12 protein-coding genes and 2 pseudogenes are annotated in these 16,560 nt (G+C 57.3%); 6 read left to right on the top strand and 8 right to left on the bottom strand.

The window, feature by feature from the left end; translation table 11 throughout:
* Positions 1–44: 44 nt before the first annotated feature.
* From ccoP to ccoN, 4 genes are read right to left on the bottom strand one after another with little or no spacing between them, the layout of a single operon-like run.
* Positions 45–998, bottom strand: coding sequence for a cytochrome-c oxidase, cbb3-type subunit III (ccoP, locus tag JFV26_RS12945; protein WP_201192896.1), 954 nt, complete (start codon positions 996–998; stop codon positions 45–47).
* Positions 995–1,198: a cbb3-type cytochrome oxidase subunit 3 gene (locus JFV26_RS12940; RefSeq protein WP_201192892.1), complete on the bottom strand. Its 204-nt coding sequence runs from the start codon at positions 1,196–1,198 to the stop codon at positions 995–997. The genes ccoP and JFV26_RS12940 overlap by 4 nt, the downstream gene beginning before the upstream one ends.
* Positions 1,199–1,201: 3 nt before the next feature.
* Positions 1,202–1,810 carry a cytochrome-c oxidase, cbb3-type subunit II gene (gene ccoO, locus JFV26_RS12935; protein WP_201192889.1) on the bottom strand — a complete coding sequence of 203 codons (609 nt, stop codon included), beginning with the start codon at positions 1,808–1,810 and terminating at the stop codon, positions 1,202–1,204.
* A 10-nt stretch (positions 1,811–1,820) separates the two neighbouring features.
* Positions 1,821–3,245: a cytochrome-c oxidase, cbb3-type subunit I gene (ccoN, locus tag JFV26_RS12930; protein ID WP_201192887.1), complete on the bottom strand. Its 1,425-nt coding sequence runs from the start codon at positions 3,243–3,245 to the stop codon at positions 1,821–1,823.
* A 111-nt stretch (positions 3,246–3,356) separates the two neighbouring features.
* On the opposite strand from ccoN, the gene JFV26_RS12925 reads away from it, so the two are divergent.
* The gene (locus tag JFV26_RS12925) at positions 3,357–4,034 is read left to right on the top strand and encodes an alpha/beta family hydrolase (protein WP_201192884.1); all 678 of its coding nucleotides are present in this window, start codon (positions 3,357–3,359) and stop codon (positions 4,032–4,034) included.
* Positions 4,035–4,037: 3 nt separating this feature from the next.
* Here the strand turns inward: JFV26_RS12925 and JFV26_RS12920 are convergent, their stop codons facing one another.
* Entirely contained in the window at positions 4,038–5,180 is a 1,143-nt protein-coding gene (locus tag JFV26_RS12920) for a hypothetical protein (RefSeq protein ID WP_201192881.1), read from the bottom strand.
* A gap of 332 nt (positions 5,181–5,512) precedes the next feature.
* Positions 5,513–7,189 (bottom strand): NEL-type E3 ubiquitin ligase domain-containing protein, encoded by a 1,677-nt coding sequence (locus JFV26_RS12915; RefSeq protein ID WP_201192878.1) that lies wholly within the window; start codon positions 7,187–7,189, stop codon positions 5,513–5,515.
* Positions 7,190–7,748: 559 nt separating this feature from the next.
* Between JFV26_RS12915 and JFV26_RS12910 the strand changes: the two are divergent.
* The 5 genes and pseudogenes from JFV26_RS12910 (at position 7,749) to JFV26_RS33475 (ending at position 13,892) form a co-directional block, all read left to right on the top strand.
* Positions 7,749–9,460 (top strand): annotated as a pseudogene (locus JFV26_RS12910) (ShlB/FhaC/HecB family hemolysin secretion/activation protein).
* Between the two features lie 161 nt (positions 9,461–9,621).
* Positions 9,622–11,769, top strand: a pseudogene (locus JFV26_RS33480) (DUF637 domain-containing protein); the annotation flags it as partial.
* 18 nt (positions 11,770–11,787) lie between these two features.
* Positions 11,788–12,219 carry a hypothetical protein gene (locus JFV26_RS12895; RefSeq protein WP_201192877.1) on the top strand — a complete coding sequence of 144 codons (432 nt, stop codon included), beginning with the start codon at positions 11,788–11,790 and terminating at the stop codon, positions 12,217–12,219.
* Positions 12,220–13,109: 890 nt separating this feature from the next.
* Entirely contained in the window at positions 13,110–13,502 is a 393-nt protein-coding gene (locus JFV26_RS12890; protein WP_201193152.1) for a DUF2846 domain-containing protein, read from the top strand.
* 198 nt (positions 13,503–13,700) lie between these two features.
* The gene (locus tag JFV26_RS33475; protein ID WP_342215449.1) at positions 13,701–13,892 is read left to right on the top strand and encodes an AAA family ATPase; all 192 of its coding nucleotides are present in this window, start codon (positions 13,701–13,703) and stop codon (positions 13,890–13,892) included.
* Between the two features lie 128 nt (positions 13,893–14,020).
* Here the strand turns inward: JFV26_RS33475 and JFV26_RS12880 are convergent, their stop codons facing one another.
* Positions 14,021–14,356 carry a hypothetical protein gene (locus tag JFV26_RS12880; RefSeq protein ID WP_201192873.1) on the bottom strand — a complete coding sequence of 112 codons (336 nt, stop codon included), beginning with the start codon at positions 14,354–14,356 and terminating at the stop codon, positions 14,021–14,023.
* Positions 14,357–14,957: 601 nt separating this feature from the next.
* Entirely contained in the window at positions 14,958–16,523 is a 1,566-nt protein-coding gene (locus tag JFV26_RS12875) for a methyl-accepting chemotaxis protein (RefSeq protein ID WP_201192869.1), read from the bottom strand.
* Positions 16,524–16,560 lie beyond the last annotated feature (37 nt).

Below are 16,560 nucleotides of genomic sequence, written 5' to 3'. Positions count from 1 at the left end.
GAACTGCCGCATCCGAGAGAATGCGGCAGCAGAGCGGTCAGGAATTATTCGTTTTTGCCTTCAGCCTGCAAGCGCTCGGTACTGGCACCTTGCGATAAGCTGTAAACGTAAGCGGCCAGCAGTTGCACCTTATCGTTGCCGAGCAGTTCGCTCTGCGCCGGCATATGGCCCTGGCGGCCATGACGTACGGTTTGTTGCAGTTGCACCAGGCTTGAACCGTAGATAAAGCCGGCCGGGTGCGTCAGATTTGGCGCGCCCATGGCTTCAGTGCCCTGGCCGTTTGCCCCGTGACAGGCTACGCAAGTGGTGCTGAAGACTTGCTGTCCGGCGTTGATGTCGGCGCTGTTGTCAGCCGGCAATGGCAGGCCGGCCAGTTCGTGACGCACATACGCGGCGACGTTTTTTACGCCAGCCTCACCGAGGATTTCACCCCAGGCCGGCATCGCCGCCATGCGACCGCCCATGATCGTGGTCTTGATGGTGTCGGCAGCGCCGCCCCAGCGCCAATCGCTGTCGGCCAGGTTCGGGAAGCCGAAGGCACCCTTGGCGTCCGAGCCGTGGCACACCGAGCAATTGGAGGCAAACAGGCGACCGCCCATTTTCAGCGCTTGCGGGTCTTTGGCGACTTCTTCCACTGGCATCGCTGCGAACTTGGCGAAGATCGGCCCGAACCTGGCGTCGGCCTTGTCCATTTCCTTTTCCCATTCGTGAACGCCGGTCCAGCCGTCCTCGTAGCCGGGCAGGATGCCTTTCCAGTTGCCCAGGCCCGGATACAGAATCAAGTAACCCACGGCAAACACCAGCGTGCCGGCGAACAGCATGAACCACCACTGCGGCAGCGGGTTGTCATACTCCTCGATGCCGTCGAAGCTGTGGCCCATGGTCTGGTCGACACTGCCCTTGGTTTCGCCCTTGCGGGTGCCGATCAGCAGCCAGGTCAGGCCGATCAGGCTGCCGATGGTCAGTACGCAGATCCACGTACTCCAGAAGGTGGTCATGGCCGGGTACTCCTTGTTTCAGGTTCTTGGGTGTTGGCGTCGTCGGGTAACGGCTCATCGGCGAACGGCAGCAAACGCGCCTCGGCGAATTCCGGGCTGCGCTTGCCGTTGAACACCCACAACGCCAGGCCGACGAAGGCCACAAACACCACGACCGTGCCCAGGCCGCGGATCATTCCACTGCTCATCTCAAAGACCATGACTCACCTCTTGCTCTTGATGGCAGTGCCGAGCACTTGCAGGTAGGCGACGAGCGCGTCCATTTCGGTCTTGCCCTTGAGCGAAGCGACAGCGCCGGTAATGTCGTCATCGGTGTACGGCACGCCGAGGGTGCGCATGGCGCGGATCTTGGTTTCGGTGTGGCTGCTGTCGAGCTGGTTGGACACCAGCCACGGGTAGCCAGGCATTTTCGATTCCGGCACGACGTTGCGCGGGTTGTACAAGTGCGCGCGATGCCAGTCTTCGGAGTAGCGACCACCGACCCGCGCCAGGTCCGGCCCGGTGCGCTTGGAGCCCCACAGGAACGGGTGATCCCAGACGCTTTCACCGGCCACCGAGTAGTGCCCGTAGCGTTCGGTCTCGGCGCGAAACGGCCGGATCATCTGCGAGTGGCAACCGACGCAGCCTTCGCGGATGTAGATGTCGCGACCTTCCAGTTGCAGCGCGGTGTAGGGCTTCATGCCTTCCACCGGTTTATTGGTTACGTCCTGGAAGAACAGCGGGACGATCTGGGTCAGACCGCCGATGCTCACGGCCAGGACCATCAGCAACAGCAACAGGCCGACGTTTTTCTCGATTGTTTCGTGTTTCATGGCGGACTCCTCAGGCCATCTGCGCGGCAGCGGCGGCTTCGGCAGGCTGCGAGGCCCGCACGGTGCGCCAGGTGTTGTAGGCCATCAGCAACATGCCACTGAAGAAGATCGCACCGCCCACCAACCGCACGACGAAACCTGGGTGGCTGGCCACCAGGGTTTCGACGAAGGAGTAGGTCAGCGTGCCGTCTTCGTTGACAGCGCGCCACATGAGGCCCTGGGCGATGCCGTTGACCCACATCGAAGCGATGTAGAGCACGGTGCCGATGGTCGCGAGCCAGAAGTGCGCGTTGATCAGGCCGAGGCTGTGCATCTGTGGGCGGCCGAAGATTTTCGGGATCATGTGGTACAGCGCGCCGATGGAAATCATCGCCACCCAACCGAGTGCCCCGGCGTGTACGTGGCCGATGGTCCAGTCGGTGTAGTGGGAGAGGGCGTTGACCGTCTTGATCGCCATCATCGGCCCTTCGAAGGTCGACATGCCGTAGAACGCCAGCGAGACCACCAGGAAGCGCAGGATCGGGTCGCTGCGCAACTTATGCCAGGCGCCCGAGAGCGTCATCATCCCGTTGATCATCCCGCCCCAGCTTGGCGCCAGCAGGATCAGCGACATCACCATGCCCAGCGACTGTGCCCAGTCCGGCAGCGCGGTGTAGTGCAAGTGGTGCGGACCGGCCCAGATGTACAGGGTGATCAGGGCCCAGAAATGCACGATCGACAAACGATAGGAGTACACCGGGCGCTCGGCCTGTTTCGGCACGAAGTAATACATCATCCCCAGGAAGCCGGCGGTCAGGAAGAACCCCACCGCGTTGTGGCCGTACCACCACTGAACCATGGCATCCGTCGCCCCGCCGTACACCGAGTAGGACTTGTTCCAGCTGACCGGGATTTCCAGGTTGTTGACGATGTGCAGAATCGCCACGGTGATGATAAACGCACCGAAGAACCAGTTACCGACGTAGATGTGCTTGGTCGTACGCTTGGCCAGGGTCCCGAAGAACACGATGGCGTAGGCGACCCAGACGATGGTGATCAGGATGTCGATCGGCCATTCCAGCTCGGCGTATTCCTTGGAACTGGTGTAACCCAGTGGCAGGCTGATGGCCGCCAGCACGATCACCAGTTGCCAGCCCCAGAAGCAGAACTGAGCGATTTTTGGCGCAAACAGTCGGGTCTGGCAGGTGCGTTGCACCGAATAGAACGAACTGGCGAACAGGGCGCAACCGCCGAAGGCGAAGATCACCGCGTTGGTGTGCAACGGGCGCAGGCGGCCGAAGCTGGTCCACGGCAAATTGAAGTTGAGTTCGGGCCAGACCAATTGAGCCGCGAGAAAAACCCCGAGCCCCATGCCGACGATGCCCCACACCACCGTCATAATGGCGAATTGGCGGACCACCTTGTAGTTGTAGGCGGTACTGATAGAAGTGTTCATGGTTCCCCATCCACGGTTCAGCCGAAGTGAAGGCCCGTCTTTGCGAGTAAGCCGCGCAAGGCAGACGCTTCCTTCGCCTGGAGTTATAGGCAGACTAAAAGCGAGGCAAGCATGAACAAAGAGCACAAGGCCAGTATTGACGGGGATCAATGGGGGCGGTGCGTGGCTGAACATGGCTGGCTATGGGACGCGGCATCGACGCCGTCATCGACCACCCTGATCCTGGCTCACGGCGCCGGCGCGCCGATGGACAGCGCCTGGATGAGCGACATGGCTGCGCGCCTTGCTGAACTTGGGGTCAACGTGCTGCGCTTCGAGTTTGCGTACATGGCCCAGCGGCGCCTCGACGGCGGTAAACGCCCACCGAACCCAGCGCCGAAACTGCTGGAATGCTGGCGTGAGGTCTATGCCGTGGTGCGACGCCATGTCACTGGGCGCCTGGCCATTGGCGGCAAGTCCATGGGCGGGCGGATGGCCAGTTTGCTGGCGGATGAATTGGGCGCGGATGCGCTGGTGTGTCTGGGGTATCCGTTCTATGCCGTGGGCAAGCCGCACAAGCCTCGGGTCGAGCACCTGGCCGGGTTAAAAACGCGGACGCTGATTGTCCAGGGTGAGCGGGATGCGCTGGGCAATCGCGAAGCGGTCGAGGGGTATGTGCTATCGCCGGGCATCGAGGTGATGTGGCTGGCGGCGGGGGACCATGATTTGAAGCCGTTGAAGGTTTCCGGGTTTACCCATGGGCAGCATTTGGCGGCTGCGGCGAGCAAGGTGGCGCTCTTTCTCCGGTAGGTTTCACGACGGCGCTCTGGGCGTCTTCGCGAGCAGGCTCGCTTGCACATCTGGAACGCACTCCCCTGCGGGAGATTCTTCTATGGGGCGATGGCTATCCGATAAAGGTATGGATGTTCCGCGACCGGTCGCGCCCTGTTCCGAAACATGAAGGCTTCCCTCCTGGGCATTGATCCAGATTTCAGCGCAATCGATGATGCCGGCGTCCTTGCAGGCCTTTGTCAAATGCCCTGCCAGCGCGAGGTAATCTTTACCCTGGAGATCTTTGAAGGTGCTTAATTCATTAGCGAGCGCCTCAAATACCTGAGGTGCCGGATACCCTGCACTCGCCCATTGGCGGATATCGGTGCGCAGGTTTTTAATGGCCTTTGGCGTTGGCTGGAACGGCCACTCCTGGCGTGCGCTCTGTATATGAATGTTCTTGCTCTCCACCAAGGTTGAAGGATCCCACCCTAAACCCTCGCGGATCATTGGATACAGCGTTGCCTTGACCTCGGATGGCGAACTTTGCGCCGCGAAATCCAGCGATTTAACCGTGCCCCAAGCATCAAGCAGGCGCACTTTTTGGGCGTGTTTGGTGAGGTAGTAGACAAAAGTATCGAGATCCATGCCGGGTTGGCTGATCGTCAAGGGTGCTTTGCGACGGGGTTCAACGAATGGCTTCAACAATTCAGGTGCATCGACGGCGGGGACATCGGCATAGATGACCAGTACATGAGTGCGGCCCGGTTTGCTTTTATCCTGAATTCTCAACAACAACGCTTGCTCGCCAAGCCCGTGTCGCGACAATCCATCGAGGACCAGTTCAGCATGTTCGTGGCAGAACGCTTCCTGTCCTGGATGCCTGGCATAGTAATGCGCGGTGAAACGGGCGGCGTGACGTTGATAATGGCCCACCGAAGAGAGTGTCGGCAGGGGTGGATCAAGCAGTACTCGGGTGAGGATATTTAAATGATCGCGGACCGCATGGATACTTCCATCAGATACGGCAGACCAGTCGGAGCGGTTGCCGGGACACAGCTTTAATGCACTGATTGAGTTGAATAGTTCATGCATCACGTGTTGGCAGGGATCGAGCAGTGCAGGCGAGGATATCGCATGGGCATCGTTGGCTGGGTTGGCGCTACGTGCAGCGTCCGTTTTCATATCGGTAACGAGTCCAGTTCCTGGCCGAGCGTGTGATGCAGTGGAGGAGGGCGTGGGGGTAATTGGCACGACTGACACCCTGAGGGAAAAAGGCTCAAGGCCGTAATATCGGTACTGATATCAAATAATGCTGTCATAAAACGCCTGGAACGGACTATTGCTGAGCGCCATAAAGCGGTTTTTCGGGAAACGCCAGCTTCCAGTCAGTCAATCGCGGCGGCTCTACTGACGTTTGCCGGCATACTCGGCTCGGATACGGCCCGCAGCCTGGCGGAGTCAGACGCAGGCTTCGCAGCGCCCCCAAGGGTGGCATTACCCTTGGTCTTGGGGGATCAGAGCGGCCATCGTGGGTCAAGCAGGAACCCCAGCTGCCTGTCGTTCAGGAGCTGCGTGACAACCGGCAGCGCCTCCATGACCGTTCTACCGATCTCGGCCCGGGCATCAAGCTCATCGTCGAGTCCCTGGGCTATTGCCTGGGCCTCGACCCGTACCCCGAAAGTCCCTTCGATCGCTTCATGCCGTGCCCGGGTGGCGCGACCATAAGCTTCAGGTTCGAGACGTTGCAGCACGCTGTGGCAGGGTGCCCACTGTGCCAACCAGTCGATGAATTGATGGTTTTCTGCCGTCTTGACCTTCATCTCGGCGACGTCCAACTCATGCTGCGTGACAGGGGAGACCTCGAGGTCAGGCAGGTGCATGGTGCCCGATCTTAATTCCAGCGCGTCGTGCAGCAGGCTCTGGAGCGCCAGGTAAACCTCAAATTCATCGCCAAGGTGCAAAGTGTCTGCTTTATCTTGGGCAACCTGTTCAAGCAGTTCCCTGCGAAACATTTCGCGCCCCGCGTAGACCAGCTCCGGCAGTGCGTTGTCATATTTTGCGCTTTTGACATCATGGGTCAACGCGGCGTTTTGCATGGCGTTGTAAGTGTGCGCGAGGCTGTTCTCGCCGCTTGTCCTGGCGCGCTGGGCGACGGCAAATGACGATTGTCGCAGTGACGGTGAAACAGATAGGACGGTGAGCCTTTGAGCAACCTCTTGCTGAAACGCCCGATTGTTTTTGCCGCTGGCGGTGTCTGCCAGCTCACTGACAAAAACGCTGAACGCCTCGGCATTGTCCTCGGTCGATATCACGAACCAGCGATCTGCCTGTAACTCATGGTGCTCAGGCGAATACCACCCGGCAACCGCTTCATGCAGAGGAAGCTTGGGGGCGTTTGCGGGGGACCATCGCGGCATCGAGAAGTGAATTCGCGGGCCATGGTACCGGGGGGCGTTATTGAGATTCTGCAGTGACTGTAAGGTCCGATCTGAAAGCGGATTATCGCTCACATCGATCAACGCATGGTCAGGCAGATGTGTGATGGACTCTGGCAAGTGGGTCAGTTGATTATTGTTGACTTTTAAGTTCGTCAACGCTGTGGGTAATATGCCTGGGAGTCGCCGTAGTGCATTGTCATAGGCCATCAGGTGCTTAAGTTGTTGCGGCAGTCGTGGCAATTGCTGCAGGCGGTTGTTCCACACCTCGAGACAGTTCAAGGTGTCGGGTAATTCAGGTAGTACTCTTATATGGTTGTCGTGAGCATCCAGCGTTTCAAGAGATGGCGGTAAATCAGGCAAGGCGGAAAGCCGATTGTTCGACATCTTAAGTGTTAGCAAGGGTTCGGGTAGCGCAGGAAGTTCGCGCAGTTGATTATCTTCAATAAACAGATGCTTGATGCACAAGGGTAACTCAGGAAGGGTACTTAAATTCAGGCTGCTCAATTGAAGATCAACCGCTTGCCGCTCCAGGCAATACTTCAATTGCGCCACGGCGACATCTCTGAGTTCGCCGATACCCTCGGTCGTGTTGTTTTGCCATTCGGCCCAGCGCTTATGGAAGTAGTCGGTGCCCTTGAGGGTATCCGGGGCGCAGTGATGACTCGATTGGGCAGCATCGATACCTTCGACTGCCAGCGTGTCGGGCCTTGAAGTAAAACCCGGATGAGGGCGGCTGTTAATCGGCAACATCATTATCTGGTCCGTGGTTGAGTTGTTGGTCAGAAGATTTTATTAAATCATCGGGCTGGCAAAAAACGAACTATTTATCGACTGGTTCAGGTTGGCTGTCAGTTCATCTAGCCCGTGCGCCGGGTTGTGCAGTGTTATCCGATTAATGCACATAATGGCAGAAAATACGCATGCCTATGTGATGGTTGGATGGCGTGTAGGTGTATTTTGTAAGAATTGTGAGTGGTTGTTGTAGGGCTATTCTTGTTGTTCTCTCCGGGCATTTTTTTCAGGGTGCCGGACGGTAATGTAAATGCTATTTTTTCTCCCCTGTTTTTAAAGGGTGCAGCTATTAACGCGCTGTTTTTGATGTGGATGAATTCAATGGCGAATACTCAATCAGAAAAACGCCTTAGTTAGTTTCGGGATCGTCCTGAATCTATTGCTCCAGCAACATTCAATACTGGCGGCCATCCTTGCAGCCTAACCGAACACTGGCACTGGATCGCCAGCCTCAGGCGCGCGATGTCTTTTTCCGAACAGCCCGTACCGGTTTTATTATCACCATCCCGATGGATCGAACATGCCTTTCTCGTTCAAATGGCCGCGTATGTGTTTGTGCCTTTCGCTGTTGGGCCTCAGTGTTCAAATCAGTGTGTGGGCCGCACCCTCCCGGGTGAAACCGACCTGATCCGCGAGCGCCAGAATCGTCTGCTGCAAGAGCAGCGTCGGCGCCTTGATGAACTCAAGGAGTTGCCGGGCAAGCCCGTCGAGCCTGCGCTGCCGACGGCGCCCACCGATACGCGCTGCTTCCCCGTCAAGGGCATCGACATCAAAGGTGCCGAGCATTTGCCCACGAGCGAGCGTGAGTCTTTGCTCAAGCCGTATGTGGGCCAGTGCGTGGGCATCACCCAGCTTGATGAACTGCTCAACGTCATTACCCACCGTTATATCGACAAAGGCCTGGTCACCAGCCGTGCCTACTTGCCGCAGCAGGACCTGTCCGGCGGGCAGTTGTCGGTGCTGGTGGTGGAGGGGCGCCTGGAACAGCTTCAAGTCGTACCCGACAGCGGGCTGTCGGCGCGGGAGGTGGCCATGAGTTTCCCGGGGCGTGAAGGGCAGTTGCTGAACCTGCGCGAGGTCGAACAGATGGTCGATCAACTCAATCGCCTGCCGTCCAACCAGGCGCAGATGGAACTGACACCCGGGCAAACATTGGGTGGCAGTGACGTGGTGGTAAAAAATACCCTGAACAAACCCTGGCGTGCTTCGTTGAGCCGCAGCAATGACGGCCAGAAAAGCACCGGCGAGCAACAGTGGGGCGCGTCACTGGACTGGGACAGCCCCTTGGGCCTGGCCGATCAGTTGCTGCTGCGCGGCGGTCTCGATGCCGTCAGCGATCACCATCGCAGCGCCAACAATGTGTTTGCCAACTACAACCTGCCGTGGGGCTGGTGGAATTTCACCTACAGCTACAGCCAGAGCGAATACCGTTCACAGGCTCAGGGCAACGGTTTTGATTTCAAGCAGACCGGCGATAGCCAGAACCATCAACTGCGCGCCGAGCGAGTGATTCATCGCGATGCGCTGAGCAAGACCTCGCTCAATGCCGGCCTGTCGCACCTGCGCACCAACAACTTCATTAACGACAGCAAGCTGCAGCAGAGCAGCAACCGGATCAGCGAAGCGCAGTTGGGTTTCAACCACGGCCGACGTATCGGTAACGTCTTCGTCAACCTTGATCTTGGTGTGCAAAACGGCATCGGCGCGTTCGATGCCCAGGGCGAGCATGGGCCCGGCCCTGGCCAACCCACGGCCCGATATCGCAAGTACACCGCGACACTGAGCTATCTGCAGCCGTTCAGCCTGTGGGGCGAGTCCTTGAGCTTGAGCAGCCTGGCCACCGGTCAGCGCAGCGAAGACGTGCTGTTCAGTTCGCAGCGCATGAGCCTGGGTGGTCTGGGGTCGGTGCGCGGTTTCAAGGACCAGTCGCTGTCCGGTGACAGCGGCGCTTACTGGCGCAATGACCTGCGCTGGAGCCGCCCGGTGATTTGGCCCTGGTTGCGCCCGGCGTTGGCCGAGTACGGCGCCAGCCTGGGTTACGACCTTGGGGTCATCCGTAGCGATCGCTACAACGGCGATCAGCATGGGCGTGTCTCCAGCAGCGCCGTCGAACTCTTCGCCAGAGGTACCTGCCTGGCCACCAGCGTGACCTTCGCCCACTCGCTCGAGCGCCCGGATGCGCTGGCTGAGCGCGAAGCCCCGATCTATTTCAGCCTGAGTTTCTTCCTGTAGCCATCGACGGCTACCGGCCGCATTTTAGAGAGTTTTGACATGGACGCCCGTCAGTTTGCCTTCCCGGTTCGCCAACCTTCTGCCGCACTGTTGAACCGTCAGCCGTTTTGCGGTGTGCCCAGGCGCGCAATCGCGTTCCTGCTGGCCAACGTCATGAAGCCCAGGAAGACCACGTCAGCCAGGTCGGCACCAGCCTCAACGCCGGCGGCAACGTCAGCCTCGGCGCCGGCCAGGACCTGACACTGATCGCCAGCACCGTCACCGCCGGCCAGGAAGCCTACCTGGTCGCCGGCGGCAACCTGCAACTGCTCGCCGCCCAAGACAGCGACTACTCGCTGTACGACAAGGAGAAAAAGGGCGGTTGGGGCAGCAAGGAAACCCGGCGTGACGAAGTCACCGACATCAAGAATATCGGCAGCCAAATCAACACCGGTGGCGACCTGACGCTGGTCAGCGGTGGAGACCAACTGTACCAGGGCGCCAAGCTCGACGGCGGCAACGACCTGACCCTGCAAAGTGGCGGCAGCATCACCTTCGAAGCCGTCAAGGACCTGCACCAGGAGAGCCACGAAAAGAGCAAGGGCGACCTGGCCTGGAACTCCGCCTCGGGTAAAGGCAACACCGATGAAACGCTGCGCCAGAGCCAGTTGGTGGCCCAGGGGCAGATGGCGATCAATGCCGCGAACGGGTTGAACATCGACCTCAAGGCCATCGACCAGAAATCGGTGGGCGAGACCATTGAGGCGATGGTGCAGGCTGATCCGAACCTGGCTTGGCTCAAAGATGCCGATCAGCGTGGGGATGTGGATTGGCACAAGGTCCAGGAAGCCCACGACAGCTTCAAGTACAGCCACTCGGGCCTCGGCCAGGGGGCGATGCTGGCGATCATCATCATTGTGACCGCGTTAACTGCCGGCGCCGCAAGTGCCGCAGTGGGCACTGCTGCCGGCGCAACCGCCGGTTCCGGAACCGCCATGGCGGCCTCGGCAACAATCGCGGGAACCACCACGGCGGCTGGCTGGGGCAACGTCATGGCGACCGCGATGTTGACCTCGGCTGCCAGCGGCGCGGCAGTGAGTACGATCAACAATAAGGGCAATCTTGGCGCCGTCATAAAAGATGTCACCTCCAGCAATGCACTGAAAGGCTACGTCGTCTCCGGCGCCACCGCGGGCCTGACCGCTGGCTACTTCGATGACTGGACCAGCACCGCTACTGACCCCTTCACCGGCAAGGTCACCACCAGCCTGAATACGTGGAAGGGTATCGGTCAATTCGCCGCCAATCAGGGCCTGCAAAACGGTACCTCGGTGGCGCTGAACAAGATCATGGGGCAGGGCGGTGATCTGGGCAGCGCTTTGCAGAGCACGTTGTTTAACACCTTGGCGGCGGCCAGCTTTCATGCGGTGGGTGATTACACCCCGTGGGCCGATGGCAGTCTGCAAAAGGTCATGGTTCACGCCATGGTGGGTGGTCTGCTGGCCCAGGTCAGCGGCGGTGACTTCAAGACTGGCGCGCTGGCAGCCGGGGCTAATGAGGCTGTGGTAACAGAACTCAATAAACTGGTGCAAGGCAATCCGAATCTACTGAGCATGAGCTCGCAGCTGGTCGGATTGCTTGCCGCGTCCACACAAAATAATGCGGACGGTGACAGCCTGAAAACCGGGGCCTGGGTGGCGCAGAACGGTACCCAGTATAATTTCGGCGATCACCTGCCTCCGGGTTTAACCGAATATGGGCAAGCGGCCACGACCCTTGTGGAGTACATGCAAAACCAAGGGGCTTCAGCTGAAGAGGTTGATCAGGTCGCACGGGCACTCGCGCAAGGTCAAGGGTTTGAGGGCGTCCAGCCAGCGAACGAGTTCGTCAAGGCGTGGGGCGAATTCATGGCCGGAGAACTCTCAGGCTTAGGGTTGGCATCTGCACTGGGAAAGGCCGGTTCTTGGTTTTCCAAAGGATCTGAAGGTGCAAAAGGCATTCAGAAGGTTCTAGGATTTGGAGAGGTAAATGACTTCTTTGCATCACAATCGACTAACCTCAATAAAAAGCTGGGAGCAAAAATTGGTGAGGGTCGCTTACCCTATGAAGCAAGCAGGACTGGTGTAGAGCAGGCTAAGGTAACGGTTAAAGAAACTTTAGAGAACGCTACATCTGTGAGCCCAGTAATCCCGAGCTCAACAGTTCGAGGTAATTACGATCTCATTCACGTGTACAGCTCCAAGACTAATAGTACCGTGAGCTTAAGAGTATTGCCTGATGGGAAGTATGAGTTTGATACATTGATTCCACAGAAGTCATCGAAGTTTTAATGTGGAGGATGAGAGTCCATGCTGAGTAATGATTTTTTACGTGATATCAGATTTCGTTCGTTTTTTATGAATGGAGATTTGGTTTGTGAATTTTTGGTGTTGTTTTTTAGAATGTCTATCGCCGGATGGGTATCGCTAACGGTTAGCGATGGCGCATCAAGATTTACAGTGCTAGATTCAGAGCCGGGCTTGCTGAAGTTGTCTGAGATAAGTGATGATTTTGCGTACCCGATTAAGTCGCTAAATGGTCTAGATGGTTTTTTAGGATTAGAGATTTTGGCTGTGTATGAGTACAGAGTTAAGAGTGTCGACGATGGCTGTGTTGGAGTGTATTTGGATTTTGGTGGTAGGGGTCTTAGTGTTATTGAGTCTGATGAGTGTCTGTCGGTTGTAGAGGGGATGATGGAATATTTGGATGGCGAGATTTCTCTGTATAAAATAGAAGTTTAGTTAGTGCAAAAGGCATTCTTGCACCTAAAAACGTTCCAGAGATGGCTGGCAAAATCAGTCAAAAACTGCTTCGGCATATCACGGGAAGGCATGAGTTAGGGCTGCTGGCGCGAAAATGATCAGTGATGTTGGTACTGTGATGGGCGGTGGTTCGGTATTTGCTGTAGGTGGGAAGTTGGTATATTGTCTAATGGCTCAGAACTTGCGTCCGTTTTATCGGGTTGTTTAAAGGCTGGCACGCCTAAAATATTGGTGAGTTGTGCATTGAGGGTTGTGTCTCTAGTTAATTATTTGTTGCGCTTCTTTGGCGATTAGAAACCATTTGTCAGTGTGCTAATGATTCAGCTTTGGTTTGGACAGTCCGTTTTTGCATACTGTGAGAGGAGGGTGGGTATCTATAGGTCAGGAGGATTTGGTAAAGACGCAAGCCCGGTTGGGCGCGCATGCTTGGCTGCCGTATCGTTGTTCGTATACAGCTTGGGCTTTATGTTGGATTTTTGACATCGCGCAGTTGCTCCTGTGCTTCAATTTGTTATGTGCATCCTGCGATGTGAAGAGCACTCCAGAATGCATTGGCAAGCTCCCAATATTCCAACGGTCACCGAAGTTAGAGGGGGTGCGCACGAAGATAGGTAACACTCCGTGCCTGCAATTATAGTTGTGATTTCGCGTAGTTTGAGTATTCGCGGTATCCCGGTACATGGGCGCGCATATTCCGTTGGCCGAAATTGAGTTATTTGTAACCGGTACCTGAATTGCTCAGATGAGCCTTTCAATTTAATGTTTAACTAAAAAGGACGATTCACATGATCAAATTACTCTCAAAGACTACAGCTGTTGTCTCGATTGCACTGCTCTACGGCTGTGCCTCTGTCCCATCAATGGAGGCCATGCAAGCGGAGGTAGCACAGTACTCTTTACCCAAAGCACCTGTTGCGGACAAGGGCTTGGTCTATGTAGTCCGGCCAAGCAATGCCGGGATGATGGTCCGCTTCAATGTCTTCCTTGATGACCAAGAGGCAGATTCGGAAATGGGTTACAACCGAGGTAACCAGTACATTTACTTTTATGTAACGCCAGGGCCACACGTGATCAGCTCCAAAGCTGAAAACTGGGCGAAAGTTACGGTAACTGCCAAAGCTGGTGAAGTCATTTATCTGAAGCAGGAAGTGGAGGTGGGTGTGGTGATGGCACGAAACAGCCTGAAAGTATTGAACGATGTTGAAGGTCGTTATCTGGTGAAGGATGCTGCGCTCGGCACTCTAGCTAAAGAGAGTAAATAACCGTTTGAGATTGGTGAAAAAGGTGCAGCCATTCCCCTGAAGTGATGAACTTTAATCCAAGTGTCAAAAAACACCTGAGTGGTTTGAGGGGTTAACCCCACCAGTAGATATATCTCACCAATTTCACAATTACTTACGCCAATGAAGGACACAGCCTCGCAAATACGCTAAGCCGTTCGTGTCGCTACTGAAGGTTTGGTGGGGCGCGAGCAGTTGGCTGAGCTGATAGTGCTGGCTGCCGTTGCCCAGGAGCACGTCCTGGTGATCGGTCCGCCGGGCACTGCCAAAAGCGCAGTGGTGCGTCGGGTTGCGCAAGCCATGTCCGAGTACCTGCTGGGCCGGAGCGAGCGTCCTCGCGATGGACTTAAGAGCGGCGCGTTTAGCAAGTAACCACGCGTTATCGTTAACGACCATCGCGAGCGAGCTCGCTCCTACAAGTGTCGGCTTTCGCCTAATTGATCGGCATTAAGGCTTGCCCGCGAAGGCGCCAGTCGAGACGCCTCAACTACCCGGGTTAATCACGCCACCAAAACACCTTCAGGCCGCGGTCGCAATCGACGCTCAACTACCTCCAGCACATCACAGCCATCGCGCAACGAAATGGCGCAGAGCAGGGCGAAGTCACTGAGGATGAACGACTCGCACTCGATCGTGCCGCGCATGGCCAGGTTTTCGAACACCTGGGTGAGGGCCTCGATTCGGTACTTGGCAGCGCCGATCAATGCATCGAGTGGGGCTTGGGTGTCGACGAACAATGTAGGCATGTCGTCGCAGTTGCTGGTGAGCGGCTTGAAGCGGTTTTCGGGGTAGGGGGTTGGTTTTTTGTAGGGTGGATCCGGAGTCAGTATTTTCATTTGTTCAATCTCATGAGCATGAATATGAACTGCCAACAGCCTTCCTACGGGCTAGGGTGGCAGCCGTGCGCAGGATGTAGGAAACCGAGTGCTCATGAAACCTCGGTCACGCCGAAGCGTTTCCCACGCACAGCCGCCGCGAACGATCTTACGGACACTGTTTAAGTGCCGCAATCAAACGACAGCGCTAATGCGTCATGAGCATGTAAGGGTTCCTACGCCCTGCCACTGCATCTACAGTGGCCGCGAAAGAATATTCCAGTAGCCCACTTCGCACCAGTTCATGAACGCCGACACGACTCGAAGGACTCTCCGAAGACCTTGTACGAATATTCCAGATCAACGCCCAGCAGCGCGGGCGACTGTGAGAGAGACGGGTCAGGAAAGACATCAGAAAAGGACGAGTTACCGATTGGAGGGGTCGCTGACCAGCGACGGTGTAGCGATGAGCGAGCAATGACTCACGATAATTCCATGCACGCAGAACCAAAGTGGGAGCGAGCCTGCTCGCGAAGGCGGTCTACCCTGCAGCGTCACTTTCCGGTCGGCCACAAAATACCCGGAAGTTTTCACTGTCCGGGTTTTGTCATTCCAGTGCCTGTCAGCGGTTGAAGCGCTCCACCAGCGAATACTGGGTATTGGCCGTCTTGGTCAGTTCTTCACTCAGCAACGCCGAGTGTTGTGCCTGGTCCGAGGTCTGGTCCGCCAGTTGCGAGATGTTGCTGATGTTGCGGCTGATTTCTTCGGCCACCGAGCTTTGCTCTTCGGTTGCCGCCGCAATCTGCGTGGTCATATCGGTGATGTGAGCCACCGCTTCGCTGATGCCGATCAGTGCCTTGTCCGCTTCCAGTACCCGCGCCACACCTTCTTCAGCCTGGCGATGGCCGGCGTCCATGGTCTGCACGGCCGTGTTGGCGGTCTGTTGCAGCTTGGCGATCAGTGCATGGATCTGCCCGGTGGACTCGCTGGTGCGTTGCGCCAGTTGTCGCACTTCGTCCGCCACAACCGCAAAACCACGGCCCATTTCACCGGCGCGAGCCGCTTCGATGGCAGCGTTCAGCGCCAGCAGGTTGGTCTGGTCGGCGATGCCTTTGATCACATCAACCACGCCACCGATTTCGTCGCTGTCCTTGGCCAGTTGAGTGACGGTCAGGCCGGTTTCACCGACCACCACCGACAGCCGCTGGATGGCTTCGCGGGTTTCCCCGGCGATATCACGACCACGACCGGTCAGGCGATTGGCTTCCTGGGTCGCGTCAGCCGTGCGTTGCACGTGGCTGGCGACTTCCTGGGTGGTGGCGGCCATCTGATTGACGGCGGTGGCCACTTGCTCGGTTTCGACGCGCTGGCGTTCCAGGCCGCTGGAGCTCTTGTGGGCCAGGGTGTCGGATTGCTTCGCTTGCTCGGTCAGGTGCTCGGCGGTGTCCTGCAGACGGGTCAGGCAGGTTTTCAGGCGAGCTTCCTGGCTGAGGATCGACATCTCCAGTCGCGCCTGGGCGCCACGGCTGTCGGTGTACATCTGCGCGATCAGCGGGTCGGAGGTGGTTTGCCCGGCCAGGACCAGCAGGCGCTTGAGGCCCCGCTGTTGCCAGCTCAAGCCCATCAGGCCCAGGGGTACCGACAGGCCGGCGGCCAGGGCAAACCCCCAGTGGGAGTTCAGCGACGCGCCGATCATGAAGCTCAGTTGGCTGACCAGAATAAACGGCACCCAGTCCTGAAGGACCGGCAGCCACTTGTCAGTCGAAGGGATCGCCGACTTGCCCTGGTTGATGCGTTGGTAAAGCGCTTCGGCACGGCGGATCTGTTCGGCGGTGGGTTTGATCCGCACCGACTCGTAGCCGATCACCTGATTGCCTTCGAAAACCGGCGTGACATAGGCGTTAACCCAATAGTGGTCACCGGTCTTGCAACGATTCTTGACAATGCCCATCCATGGCAAGCCTTGTTTCAAAGTACCCCACATGTGCGCGAATACCGCTGCCGGGACGTCAGGGTGACGGACCAGGTTGTGCGGCGCACGGATCAACTCTTCACGAGAAAACCCGCTGATTTCGACGAAAGCGTCGTTGCAGTAGGTGATCACGCCTTTGGCGTCGGTTGTGGAAATCAACCGTTGCTGAGCCGGGAAGGTCCGTTCGCGTTGTGTAGTGGGTTGGTTATTACGCATGGCTTTTTTCAATCCGTGAGGCTTTGACAGGGTGTCG

It is taken from the genome of Pseudomonas sp. TH31 (assembly GCF_016650815.1).
In the GTDB taxonomy this organism is placed as follows: domain Bacteria; phylum Pseudomonadota; class Gammaproteobacteria; order Pseudomonadales; family Pseudomonadaceae; genus Aquipseudomonas.
This window is presented reverse-complemented; position numbering and strand designations above follow the sequence as displayed.

Excerpts from the sequence above, each read along its gene's own strand:
- ccoP (WP_201192896.1), bottom strand. The coding sequence starts at position 998 with ATGACCACCTTCTGGAGTACGTGGATCTGCGTACTGACCATCGGCAGC.
- JFV26_RS12940 (WP_201192892.1), bottom strand. The coding sequence starts at position 1,198 with ATGGTCTTTGAGATGAGCAGTGGAATGATCCGCGGCCTGGGCACGGTC.
- ccoO (WP_201192889.1), bottom strand. The coding sequence starts at position 1,810 with ATGAAACACGAAACAATCGAGAAAAACGTCGGCCTGTTGCTGTTGCTG.
- ccoN (WP_201192887.1), bottom strand. The coding sequence starts at position 3,245 with ATGAACACTTCTATCAGTACCGCCTACAACTACAAGGTGGTCCGCCAA.
- JFV26_RS12925 (WP_201192884.1), top strand. The coding sequence starts at position 3,357 with ATGAACAAAGAGCACAAGGCCAGTATTGACGGGGATCAATGGGGGCGG.
- JFV26_RS12920 (WP_201192881.1), bottom strand. The coding sequence starts at position 5,180 with ATGAAAACGGACGCTGCACGTAGCGCCAACCCAGCCAACGATGCCCAT.
- JFV26_RS12915 (WP_201192878.1), bottom strand. The coding sequence starts at position 7,189 with ATGATGTTGCCGATTAACAGCCGCCCTCATCCGGGTTTTACTTCAAGG.
- JFV26_RS12895 (WP_201192877.1), top strand. The coding sequence starts at position 11,788 with ATGCTGAGTAATGATTTTTTACGTGATATCAGATTTCGTTCGTTTTTT.
- JFV26_RS12890 (WP_201193152.1), top strand. The coding sequence starts at position 13,110 with ATGCAAGCGGAGGTAGCACAGTACTCTTTACCCAAAGCACCTGTTGCG.
- JFV26_RS12880 (WP_201192873.1), bottom strand. The coding sequence starts at position 14,356 with ATGAAAATACTGACTCCGGATCCACCCTACAAAAAACCAACCCCCTAC.
- JFV26_RS12875 (WP_201192869.1), bottom strand. The coding sequence starts at position 16,523 with ATGCGTAATAACCAACCCACTACACAACGCGAACGGACCTTCCCGGCT.